This window comes from uncultured Rothia sp., assembly GCF_937976295.1.
Classification (GTDB): Bacteria; Actinomycetota; Actinomycetes; order Actinomycetales; family Micrococcaceae; genus Rothia.
In genome coordinates this window covers 1-11,051 of the sequence record NZ_CALJRY010000240.1, presented here as the reverse complement: position 1 = coordinate 11,051, position 11,051 = coordinate 1, and the positions used below count along the sequence as shown (strand labels likewise).

Sequence of the window (11,051 nt, the reverse complement as noted above, 5' to 3'; positions counted from 1 at the left end):
AGCGCGCTCCGGGCTCGGACGCAAAGGGGACCGTCATATTCGGCATGCTGCGTATTGGTTCGTAATATTCCGACATATTTAAAGACCCCGCCCCGCGCTCACTGCTGTGGGGCGCGGGGCGGGATTCATCATCATCATTCAGTAGGCGACAGGTTTCCCCGCCGACTTCTTTCTCCGGCGCGTAGCGATGATTAGCTCACCTTGCAGGGAGCAACCACGCGGCGGACATCTCTCCTAAACTCAGCGCGTGCTGAGCGTTGCGTCTAGCTGTGGCACTAGTTGCTGGGGGTACTAGTTGCTGGGGTACTTTGCCTTCACCCAACGCTCGAACACGCCCACCAGCGCGTCGGTAATCTTACCGAGCACCGCCAGCGCCACAATAGCCAGCAGCAGGCGGTCGGTGCGGCCGTTGTTCTGCGAGTCGGTCAGCAGGTAACCCAGACCCATGGATGCACCCAGCAGCTCAGCGGCGACCAGGAACAGCCACGCCTGAGCCAGCGCCAGACGCAGACCCGAAACCACCGACGGCAGAACCGCGGGAAGCTGAACCGTGGTGAACAGACGCAGACCCTTCAGACCGAAGGCGCGTGCCGCCTCCACAAGCTTGGGGTCCACGTGGGCGAGGGCAGCGGAAACCGTGGTGTACACGGGGAAGAACGCGCCGATGGCCACGAGGGTCACCTTCGAGTTCTCGCCGATACCGATCCACAGCAGAAGCAGTGGAACCCACGCCAGGGACGGCACGGCACGCAACGCACCAATGGTCGGTGCGGCAATCAGACGCACCGGCGCAGACAAGCCAATCAGCGCACCCAGTACCAGGCCGAGCACGGCGCCAATACCGAAACCAATCAGCACACGCTGAGTAGAAATCGCCACGTGACGGCCCAGCTCACCGCGCTGCGCCAGCTCAATACCGGCGTTGACCACGCGGTCGGGGGAGGGCAACTGAACCTGGGTGAACACGCCGTTGGTGCTCAGAATGTACCAGAGAGCAATCAGCGCCAGGGGAAGAATCAGGCCCAGGTACTGCTTACCGGCGAACGGGTTCGACGGCAGCTTCACGGAAGAGGCACGCTTCTCGGCACGCTCAGCGCGAGCGCTGGAGGCGGCGGTAATCGGTGCGGCGGTCATTACTTCTCAACCACCTTCGCGATCTTCTCGACGGCTGCGCTGTCAGCCTTCTTCGCGAACTGATCGTCCACAATGCTGTTGAGCGCCTTGTCCACGTCGGACTGGGAGGGAACGTCGCCGGACTCGACCAGGATCGGGCCGACACCCTTCAGAACCTCAACCTGCTTAGCGCCCGGAACCGGGTCAATATCCAGGTGGGTGCGCTCCATGACGACCTGAGCAGTCTCGTGCTTAATGCCGGACTCCTCCTCGAGAATCTTCACAGCCTCCTCGGGGTTCTTCTTAGCCCACGCGCGAGCGTACTCGTACACATCCACGATGGTCTGTGCAGCGGTCGGGTTGGACTGAATGAACTTCTCGGTCGCGTTCAGGAAGCCGTAGGTGTTGAAGTCCAGGTTGCGGTAGAAGAGCACGTCGCCGCTTTCCACCTCGGCGGCAGCCATAATCGGGTCCAGGCCGCTCCACGCGTTGACCTGACCGTTATCCAGGGCGGTGCGGCCATCGGCGTGCTGCAGGTTCTGAATGGTCAGCTCCGAAGCAGAAATACCCTCCTGCTTGAGCGCCTGTAGCAGCAGGAAGTACGGGTCGGTACCCTTGGTCACGGCAACGGTCTTACCCTTCAGGTCCGCAACCTTGGTGATGCCCGAATCCTTGCGGGTGACCAGAGCCGACCACTCCGGCTGCGAGTACAGGCTAATGACCTTGATGGGGGAGCCATTAGCGCGTGCCAGCAGTGCCGCCGAACCGGCGGTCGAGCCGACATCAATATTGCCGCTACGCAGCGCCTCATTCGCCTTGTTCGAACCGGCCGACTTGACCCACTCAACCTTCTTACCCTCGGCAGCGAGGGCGGTCTCAAGCCAACCCTTCTTACGGATAATCAGAGACAGCGGGTTGTAGGTCGCGTAGTCAATGGTCACGGTGTTCTGGTCGCCACCACCGGCAGCACCGGAGGCGTTAGCGGAACCGGAACCTTCACCGGCGCAGGCGCTGAGCAGAGTAGCAAAAGCGGCGGCTGCGGCAAGGGACTTGAGGGCGGTACGGCGAGACGGGGAGTAAGTCATGATGAAATCTTTTCGCTTCTGAAGATGATGATGTGTGGTGATGAGATGAAATGCGGCGGCGCTGGCCTTGTTTGTGACTCTGGCCTTGTCAGCAGCTTTTAGGCGTTATCTTCCACGCCGAGCTCAGCCAACAGCTCGCTACGCAGCGCCGTGATCTCTGCATCGGCGCGGTCACGCGGGTGAGAACGGTCAACGGTCACAATGCGCTGGATGGTGGCGGGCGCCTCCGGGGTGTCCTTACCGAGGACGATAACCCGGTCAGAGAGGTACAGCGCCTCTTCCACATCGTGGGTGACCAGCAGAATCGTGGTCGGGTCTTGACGGTGCACGTCCAACAGCAAATCCTGCATGTTGATGCGGGTCAGCGCGTCCAGAGCACCGAAGGGCTCGTCGAGCAGCAGCACGCCGGGGTTGCGTGCGAGCGCTCGCGCCAGGGACACGCGCTGAGCCATACCGCCTGAAATTTCCTTGGGACGGTGGGTTGCGTATTCGCCCAGACCGACCAAGTCGAGCAGACGCGCTACGGATGCTGCGCCTTCAGATTTTTTGGTGCCCTGCGGCAGTCCGAGCGCCACGTTGTCGGCGACGGTACGCCAGGGGAGCAGGCGCGGTTCCTGAAAGCCGATAGCGACGCGGGGGTCGAGGCCGGTCACTGCCTTTTCGCCGATACGCACGGTACCTGCGGTGATGCGGTTCAGGCCTGCCGCTGCACGCAGGAGGGTGGATTTGCCGCATCCGGAGGAGCCGATGACGGAGATAATCTCGCCGGGGGCTGCGGTGAAGGAGACTCCGCGAAGAACTTCGTGGGTTCCGCCGGGCACGGGGAAAGATTGTCCGACGTCTTCAAAGCTCAAGGGGACGGCGGCGGTGGATACGGCGTGTCGGCCGGTGTTTTCACTGGTGGGTACGTCAGTTACTGCACTGTTGAGTGTCATGTCACTTCCATCGGTCCTGGCGTTAGCACCGGGAGGCGGAAGAATCCGTGCCGGTTGCTGCGACGTCGTGGAGCCAGGTCTCTCGGTCGCTCTGGATGGTTTGCTCCTTCAACCCTATGGGCTGTGCCACGCCTCAATCAACCCAGCGGGCGCGTGTGAATTTCTATGACTCTTTATTTCGCATTTGTCACGAAATATTTCGGTCCCCCGTCATAAAAAGATTTTTTCGTCACAAAGGTGACCTCCCTCCCGCGCGCCCCGTACACTCAAACAGCGAGATCATGAGTCCCGGCGCTAAGCTCTGGCTAGCCGGGCGGCAACCCTCTCCCGTAGCGGGGTGCCCCAGATGATGATCTGGCCTCAATGGAATGAGGCAAGTACGGCGCGAACGCGCCACCTGCACGAAGGTCACCACCGAACGCAGAAGGCATCAGGAGGCGGCGCGCGGGGTGCAGGGTACACCCGATCGTCCCCGATCATTCGCGAAAGGAAAATCGATGGCTGAGCAGAAGAAGCGCATCGTAGTTAACGCATTCGAGATGACCTGCATCGGTCACCAGAGCTTCGACCTCTGGCGTCACCCGCGCTCCCGCGCAACCGAGTACAACACCATCAAGTACTGGACTGACCTGGCTAAGACCCTTGAGCGCGGCCTGTTTGACGCCGTGTTCATCGCTGACGTGGTCGGCATCTACGACGTGTACAAGAACTCTGCCGCTCCCGCCATCGAGGGTGCCGCTCAGGTTCCCGTGAATGACCCCGCAACCCAGATTTCTGCAATGGCTGCAGTGACCGAGCACCTCGGCTTCGGCGTGACTGCTGCCGCTACTTTTGAGCAGCCCTACACCCTGGCTCGCCGCTACGCCTCCCTCGACCACCTCACTGAGGGCCGCGTCGGCTTCAACGTTGTGACTTCTTACCTGCCTTCGGCTGCTGAGAACCAGGGTCTGCCCACCCAGATTCCGCACGACGAGCGCTACGACATTGCTGACGAGTTCCTGGACGTCTGCTACAAGCTGTGGGAAGGCTCCTGGGAAGACGGTGCAGTCGTCAAGGACCGCGAACGCGGCATCTATGCTGACCCCTCCAAGGTCCACCCGATTGGCCACAAGGGCAAGTACTTCTCCGTGCCCGGCATCTCCCTGACCGAGCCGAGCCCGCAGCGCACCCCCGTGATCTTCCAGGCTGGTGCATCCAGCCGCGGCCAGAAGTTCTCCGGCAAGCACGCTGAGGCTGTGTTCATCAGCGCCCTGCGCCCGGACCTGACCCGCGTTGTGACCGACCGTATTCGTGCCTCTGCCGAGGAGCAGGGCCGTAGCCGCGACGACGTGAAGATCCTCGCAATGCTCTCGGTCATCGTGGATGAGACCGAGGAGAAGGCAAAGGCAAAGTACGAGGAGTACAAGAAGTACATCAACCTCGAATCTGCACAGGCTATCATCGGCGGCTGGTCCGGTGTTGACCTGTCCCAGTTCGACGAGGACGAGATCCTGAACTACGTGCAGACCGAGTCGATTCAGTCCTTCCTGACCCCCTTCACCCTGCAGGCGAAGGACAAGAAGTGGACCCGCAAGGCTATCGCCGAGCACACCACCATCGGCGGCATGGGCGAGGTCATCGTCGGTGACCCGGTTCAGGTTGCTGACGAGCTGGAGCGCTGGATCGACGAGGGTGGCCTGGACGGCATCAACCTGGCGTACCACGTCTCCCCGGGTTCCTTCGAGGACTTCATCGAGTACGTTGTTCCCGAGCTGCAGAAGCGCGGCCGCTACCGCACCGAGTACGAGGGCAACACCCTGCGTGAGAACATCTTCGGTAAGGGCCACACCAAGGTTGCTGACTCCCACCCGGCTGCTAAGTACCGCGGCGCATACGTGGGTAAGCCTTCGGCGGCTGACACCCCGGCTCGCGCGATTGCCGAATAAGCGTTGCCGCTGATGCGTACCGTGTAGGTTCGCTCAAACTTAACGATTGAAAACAAGAACGCCCGTTCTGCTGGGGGATGTGTATCCCCGGCGGAGCGGGCGTTTCTTCGTGCGGCACTTTCTTGATGCTGTGGTTTTTGATGCTGACTTTCTTGATGCGGCGCGTTCTTTATACTGGGTGGCATGACTGAACTGAACCAGGTTGAACTTAACCATGATGACCGCTGCCCCTGCTCGAGCGGTGAGGTGTACGGCGCCTGCTGCGGCAGGTTCCTGGGCGAGTTTGCCGCCTCCGGCACGCTGACTGCTCCCGCGCCGGAGCAGCTGATGCGCTCGCGTTTTACCGCGTTTGCGACCGGGGATGCGGCGTATCTGTTGGCGAGCTGGCATCCGAGTACTCGCCCGGCCGCTCTGGAGTTGGAGGATGATATCCGCTGGTATCGCCTGGATATTCTGGGTGCTTCGGGTGGCCCGTTTGATGCGTCCGGTACGGTGGAGTTTGTCGCCTACTACCGGTCGGTGCCGGGCACCCCTGCGGATGAGCGGGTGAAGGGCAGCATGCATGAGCTGTCGCGCTTTGAGAAGGTGGACGGCGCCTGGTTCTATGTGGATGGCGACGTCCGCTAACGCCCCTTATACGCGCAGAGTGCGGGCATAAAAAGAAATGGCAGAATCATTCCGAAACCGGAACGATTCTGCCATTTCCTGTTTTGGTTAGCTTCTGTCTTTTAGCAGTTTTTCAAGGTGGTTCTCTAAACGAGAGGCTATCTCTAGCTCGCGGTCAGAAATAATGCCGGTGTGTTCGCGAATCGATCTTGAGAGGCCGTCATAAAGGCGATATATCTGTTTTCCAGAAAGTGTCAGGATATCTCGACGTTCTTGAGAATTAAGAACCGAAGATAAAAGAATAATGTCTCGGAAATGTCGATTTTTATCGGAATCTCCATTGTTGAGCAGAGCCGATACTTTCTCGTACAGAGCGCCCAAACCATCAGGAACGTTGACTGTAAATTGGCGGTTAGCGCAGAGTACAGATGCTTTACGGGTGCGTTCAAGCCCAAACTGGGCGCCACGAGTCTCTAGCAGGCGGCCAAACCCCGGATATTCATAGGTGCGAGCGGCCTCCGATTGCCCTGAAGGGATAAGGATATCTATCTGAGCTTCGCCGCGAACCCACCGGTGATTTTGGCCGGATGCATTGAACCCGGCAATTGAAAATCCGGCAGCGCTAAGAGCCTCATGGAACTGACGAATATGCGCCCGGGAAGCGCGGATATCAAGAATAACGTCGATATCGTGGGTGGAGCGAGAACCTGCGTAGCTTCGTTCCGCAGCCAACAGGCGCATCATGCTTCCGCCAGCCAAGGACCATCCTCGCGGCATAATCTCTGAAATATCAGCCAGACCTAGCCATGAGGCCCGCTCTGCTCCAATAGCAGGAATCAAAATAGGTGATGCGTTCATGACTAAGATGCTTCCTTGAAAACAGAATCTTGAAGAATACGCTCTGCCTCAGCGGAGCTTCGCGGATCCCCCAAATCTAGAAGATCCACCGCCACGTGCAGGGGAAGAATATGGGGTGGCTCATCGCATTCACGCAAGATAACGTTCGCTGAATCCGCGGAAGCCGGAAGCAGATTGTAGAGAAAAATGATGTTCCCCAAATCCTGATGCGAGACGTATGCATCAACCATTGAGCCGTACACCTGCGAAATATCGCTACTGATGCCAGTAAGTGACAATGCAGGGTCTTCCAAAATTGCTGGAATCTCAGCGGGAGGAGCCTGCAGATGATGTACTTTCAGCCCGCGGCGGGCTCGGTATCGCTCAACAGACGCAGGTCCTTGCGCCTGAATTGCTGAGGCGCGTTCTTTTGCCCTGCGGCGTTCCTCAGCAGATAGAACAGACGACTGGCCGTCGCAGTAACGCGCCAAAGCGTTGAACGCATCGAAGGAAATAGGGCGGCCAGCATTGCTGCGGTGCGCAGCGGGAAGAGCATCGACAACCCAGCGGCTTCCCAATTTACGCCCTTGGAGCATTCCGCGTTCTAGGCGGGCGCGCACGCTTCGCTCCGAAACCTGAGCTTCTTGGGCATACTCTTGAACGGACATCATGGCAGAATCATACCGGAAACGGAATGATTCTGCCATGAAATTGCGCCCGCATCCAGGCACGATAAGGAACGTGCATGAGCGAACCAGATACACAAAAGGCAGGTCCTTCGACAGCTTGAAAACTTACGTTCTCAGCCGCCTCAGGAACCTGCCCTCAGCAAATATGTAGACTAGCGGACTTAGCTAGTCCAGCCGTTAATGATGCCCATACCGAAGTAGATCACGAACACCGCGGACACCAGGTACATCAGCCAGTGCACATCCTTGCCGCGGCCCTGCACCAGGCGAATGAAAGTGTAGGACACGAAGCCGGCACCAATACCGTTCGCAATCGAGTACGACAGCGGCATGAAAATAATGGTCAAGAACGCCGGAATACCCAGACCCCAGTCGGTCCAGTCAATATTCACTGCCTGGCGAATCATCAGGAAGCCGACCACGACCAGCGCCGGAGCAACTGCCTCGAAGGGCACGATGGTGACCAGCGGGGAGATGAAAATCGCCAGCAGGAACAGCACACCGGTCACAATATTCGCAAAACCGGTGCGTGCACCCGCACCAATACCGGTAGCGGACTCCACGAAAATCTGGTTCGCCGAACCGGACGCGCCACCACCAACAACGGAACCGAAAGCGTCCACGAGCAGGACCTTGTCGATGTCCTCAACCTTGCCGTCCTTCATGGTGCCAGCCTCGGCGGCAAGACCGACCGAAACGCCCATCGCGTCGAAGAACACGGACAGCAGAATAGTGAACACCAGCAGCGAAGCAGCCAGCGGGCCAATGTGGGTGAATGCGCCGAACAGGTCAGCGGAACCGATGAGGGAGAAGTTCGGGGTGGTGAACTTCATGTCATCCAAGGAGGGCACGTTCAGGGACCAGCCGGTTGCCGCCTTCGTCACGGAACCGGAGGGGACAAGCGCCTCCAGAATCAGGGACAGCGCGGTGGAGGCGAGCACACCCCACAGGATTGCGCCCTTCACGTTACGGATGAACAGGGCGATGGTGAAGAACAGGCCGAAGAGGAAGACGAGAGTGGGCCAGCCGAGCAGGTGACCGCCCGCGCCAAGGGTCACCGGAACGGTGGAACCGGCAGCGTCAGGCATGCGGCGGATAATGCCGGAGTCGACCAGGCCAATAAAGGAAATGAAGAAGCCGATACCGACCACAATCGCGGTCTTGAGCGACTCGGGGACCGCCTCAAACACCGCGGTACGGAAGCCGGTGAGCACCAGAACGGTCATGATCAGACCGGCAAGAACGACCAGGCCCATGATATCTGCCCAGGTCAGGTTCGGGGTGGTGGCAATGGTGGAGGCGAGCAGCGCATTCACGCCCAGGCCAGCCGCCATCGCGAAGGGCTGCTTGGCGATAACACCCATGAGGATGGTCATCACGCCGGCAACCAGCGCGGTCACAGCCGCGACGGGTGCGATACCGAGGGTGCGTTCGGAGGCGTCGGCACCGGTACCGATGATGAGGGGGTTCAGCACCACGATGTAGCTCATGGCGAAGAATGCGGCGAGGCCGCCGCGGAATTCTGCGGCGATGGAGGAGCCGCGTTCGGAAATCTTGAAGTAGCGGTCGAGTGCGCTGGTGGGCGCTGCCGCCTTCTGGGGTTCAGACATGTGAGGATCCGTTGATGTTGTTCGGTGTGTACTGTCGCGCCGCCGGTTTCACGGGTGAAGCCCGCGGGTAAATTTCACGGGTTGGGCGCCACAATGGTTCAACCATTGTAGGCGCCGCCGCGTAGCTTGTGCCGGTGAAACGCGTTGTGTGCGGCGGTTCAGTCGGTGATGTGGTGTTTCCCCTTCCGCCTGTATCCAGCTCACGTAGCTGGAATGAGCAGCTGGAGCCAGTAGCCGAGGCAGGGGAAGAATAGCGCAGGACGGGGTACCGGTACACCAAAGGTGCCGATACCCCGCCCAGCTGGTGCCTGCGCCTCCACGTGTGGAGGGTGAGGCACCCGATGTATTTAGCTCATCCAGCCGGTAATCAGGCCGTTAGCGAAGAAGATGAGGAACACTGCGGAAACCACGTACATGAGCCAGTGAACTTCCTTGCCGCGACCCTGCACCAGGCGGATGAAGACGTAGGACAGGAAGCCTGCGCCGATACCGTCCGCGATGGAGTAGGACAGGGGCATGAAGATGATGGTCATGAACGCGGGGATACCCAGACCCCAGTCGTTCCAGTCGATATTCACTGCCTGGCGGATCATCAGGAAGCCAACGAACACCATTGCGGGTGCAACAGCTTCGAAGGGCACGATGGTGACCAGCGGGGACAGGAAGATCGCGACGAGGAACAGTGCGCCGGTGACGATGTTCGCGAAGCCGGTGCGTGCGCCCGCGCCGATACCGGTTGCGGATTCCACGAAGATCTGGCTTGCGGAGGAGGAGGTGCCGCCGCCGGCTACGGAGCCGAGGGCGTCCACGAGCAGGACCTTGTCGATGTTCTCGATCTGGCCGTCCTTGATGGTGCCTGCTTCGGTTGCGAGACCGACGGAGGTGCCCATTGCGTCGAAGAACGCGGAGATGAGGATGGTGAAGATCAGCAGAACTGCAGCCATGCCGCCGAGGGTGCCGAAGGCGCCGAACAGGTCAGCGGAGCCGAACAGGGAGAAGTCGGGGAGCTTGCTGGTGCTGGAGTCCCAGACGGGGACGTTCAGGGACCAGCCGGTGGGGGACTCAAGCGAGCTGCCGGAGGGCACGACCTTCTCCAGGATGATGGAGAGGGCGGTGGAGGCGAGCACGCCGTAGAGGATTGCACCCTTCACGTTGCGGATGAACAGCGCAATGGTGAGGAACAGGCCGAAGAGGAAGACGAGGGTGGGCCAGCCGAGCAGGTGGCCGTTCACACCGAAGGAGACGGGCACGGTGGAGCCTGCTGCGTCGGGCATGCGGCGGATAATACCCGCATTGACGAGGCCGATGAAGGCGATGAAGAAGCCGATACCGACGACGATTGCGACCTTGAGCGATTCGGGGACCGCGTTGAACACTGCGGTGCGGAAGCCGGTCAGCACGAGGATGGTCATCAGCACACCAGCCCAGACGACGAGGCCCATGATGGCGGGCCAGGTCAGGTTGGGGGTGGAGGCGATGGTGGTTGCCAGTAGCGCGTTCACGCCGAGGCCTGCCGCCATGGCGAAGGGCTGCTTGGCGACGACACCCATGAGGATGGTCATGACGCCTGCGACCAGTGCGGTCATTGCTGCGACCTGCGGTGCGCCGAGGGCGTTGCCGGATGCGTCCTTGCCGAGGCCGATGATGAGGGGGTTCAGCACGACAATGTAGCTCATCGCGAAGAAGGTGGCGAGGCCGCCTCGGAATTCTGCTGCGATGGTGGAGCCACGTTCGCTGATTTTGAAGTAACGGTCCAGTGCGCCCTGGGCTTCTGCCTTGGGGTTCTGGGGAGCCGCGGTGTTCTCAGAAGACATTCGTGAAAATCCGTAGATACTCTCGTAGGGGCGGGGTTCGGGGTTCCGATCCCGCATAAAAAAGTGTCACTTCCCGGTGTGTTGGGGAGGTGACACTGTTGTTACCGGAATATTCTACGGTTAAAGTTTCTCTAAGCGTTAATCCAGGAAATTCCCAGCTTTCGTTCAGGGGCCTTTTGCGGGAGGCGTAATGGGGGTAACGATCTCTCGCCCCTGCGCGAACAACGATGACATATTAGGTTAGTGAACCCTAAGTTCCTGTTATATTCGGGGTGAAATATTGTGTCGCCGGATGCCAGGTTCTGCGTGGTGAGCCCTTTCCGGCATCTATGAGAAGGAGTCCACCGTGACTGAAACTCCGCAGGAAACCACCTCCGAGAATTACCCCGCCGCAGAATCCCTGCCGGTACGCCAGCGCGCCATCGTAGCAACCGACC

9 protein-coding genes and 2 riboswitches are annotated in these 11,051 nt (G+C 59.9%); of the genes, 2 read left to right on the top strand and 7 right to left on the bottom strand.

Features of this window, described 5'->3' with window-relative positions; all coding sequences use genetic code 11:
* Positions 1–291: 291 nt before the first annotated feature.
* From Q0216_RS06455 to Q0216_RS06445, 3 genes are all read right to left on the bottom strand, one after another.
* The gene (locus Q0216_RS06455; RefSeq protein ID WP_298593872.1) at positions 292–1,134 is read right to left on the bottom strand and encodes an ABC transporter permease; all 843 of its coding nucleotides are present in this window, start codon (positions 1,132–1,134) and stop codon (positions 292–294) included.
* Positions 1,134–2,198: an aliphatic sulfonate ABC transporter substrate-binding protein gene (locus Q0216_RS06450; protein ID WP_298593871.1), complete on the bottom strand. Its 1,065-nt coding sequence runs from the start codon at positions 2,196–2,198 to the stop codon at positions 1,134–1,136. Before Q0216_RS06450 ends, Q0216_RS06455 begins: the two co-directional genes overlap by 1 nt.
* 98 nt (positions 2,199–2,296) lie before the next feature.
* Entirely contained in the window at positions 2,297–3,133 is an 837-nt protein-coding gene (locus Q0216_RS06445; RefSeq protein ID WP_060823996.1) for an ABC transporter ATP-binding protein, read from the bottom strand.
* A 4-nt stretch (positions 3,134–3,137) separates the two neighbouring features.
* A riboswitch (SAM riboswitch) is annotated at positions 3,138–3,235 on the bottom strand.
* Positions 3,236–3,410: 175 nt separating this feature from the next.
* A riboswitch (SAM riboswitch) is annotated at positions 3,411–3,519 on the top strand.
* A 111-nt stretch (positions 3,520–3,630) separates the two neighbouring features.
* On the opposite strand from Q0216_RS06445, the gene Q0216_RS06440 reads away from it, so the two are divergent.
* Positions 3,631–5,058 carry an LLM class flavin-dependent oxidoreductase gene (locus Q0216_RS06440; protein ID WP_298593869.1) on the top strand — a complete coding sequence of 476 codons (1,428 nt, stop codon included), beginning with the start codon at positions 3,631–3,633 and terminating at the stop codon, positions 5,056–5,058.
* Between the two features lie 183 nt (positions 5,059–5,241).
* The gene (locus Q0216_RS06435) at positions 5,242–5,685 is read left to right on the top strand and encodes a YchJ family protein (protein ID WP_298593868.1); all 444 of its coding nucleotides are present in this window, start codon (positions 5,242–5,244) and stop codon (positions 5,683–5,685) included.
* 87 nt (positions 5,686–5,772) lie between these two features.
* Here Q0216_RS06435 and Q0216_RS06430 read toward each other — a convergent pair whose 3' ends face one another.
* From Q0216_RS06430 to Q0216_RS06415, 4 genes are all read right to left on the bottom strand, one after another.
* Positions 5,773–6,522, bottom strand: a complete 750-nt coding sequence (locus tag Q0216_RS06430) for a hypothetical protein (protein ID WP_298593866.1) — start codon at positions 6,520–6,522, stop codon at positions 5,773–5,775.
* Between the two features lie 2 nt (positions 6,523–6,524).
* A complete protein-coding gene (locus Q0216_RS06425; RefSeq protein WP_298593864.1) occupies positions 6,525–7,172 on the bottom strand; it encodes a hypothetical protein in 648 nt (215 codons plus the stop codon).
* A 179-nt stretch (positions 7,173–7,351) separates the two neighbouring features.
* Positions 7,352–8,800 (bottom strand): NCS2 family permease, encoded by a 1,449-nt coding sequence (locus Q0216_RS06420; RefSeq protein ID WP_298593862.1) that lies wholly within the window; start codon positions 8,798–8,800, stop codon positions 7,352–7,354.
* A 347-nt stretch (positions 8,801–9,147) separates the two neighbouring features.
* Positions 9,148–10,614: an NCS2 family permease gene (locus Q0216_RS06415; RefSeq protein WP_298593860.1), complete on the bottom strand. Its 1,467-nt coding sequence runs from the start codon at positions 10,612–10,614 to the stop codon at positions 9,148–9,150.
* Between the last annotated feature and the right edge of the window lie 437 nt (positions 10,615–11,051).

What these genes read in the sequence shown, in the direction of transcription:
- Q0216_RS06455 (WP_298593872.1), bottom strand. Translation starts at nt 1,134, where the DNA reads ATGACCGCCGCACCGATTACCGCCGCCTCCAGCGCTCGCGCTGAGCGT.
- Q0216_RS06450 (WP_298593871.1), bottom strand. Translation starts at nt 2,198, where the DNA reads ATGACTTACTCCCCGTCTCGCCGTACCGCCCTCAAGTCCCTTGCCGCA.
- Q0216_RS06445 (WP_060823996.1), bottom strand. Translation starts at nt 3,133, where the DNA reads ATGACACTCAACAGTGCAGTAACTGACGTACCCACCAGTGAAAACACC.
- Q0216_RS06440 (WP_298593869.1), top strand. Translation starts at nt 3,631, where the DNA reads ATGGCTGAGCAGAAGAAGCGCATCGTAGTTAACGCATTCGAGATGACC.
- Q0216_RS06435 (WP_298593868.1), top strand. Translation starts at nt 5,242, where the DNA reads ATGACTGAACTGAACCAGGTTGAACTTAACCATGATGACCGCTGCCCC.
- Q0216_RS06430 (WP_298593866.1), bottom strand. Translation starts at nt 6,522, where the DNA reads ATGAACGCATCACCTATTTTGATTCCTGCTATTGGAGCAGAGCGGGCC.
- Q0216_RS06425 (WP_298593864.1), bottom strand. Translation starts at nt 7,172, where the DNA reads ATGATGTCCGTTCAAGAGTATGCCCAAGAAGCTCAGGTTTCGGAGCGA.
- Q0216_RS06420 (WP_298593862.1), bottom strand. Translation starts at nt 8,800, where the DNA reads ATGTCTGAACCCCAGAAGGCGGCAGCGCCCACCAGCGCACTCGACCGC.
- Q0216_RS06415 (WP_298593860.1), bottom strand. Translation starts at nt 10,614, where the DNA reads ATGTCTTCTGAGAACACCGCGGCTCCCCAGAACCCCAAGGCAGAAGCC.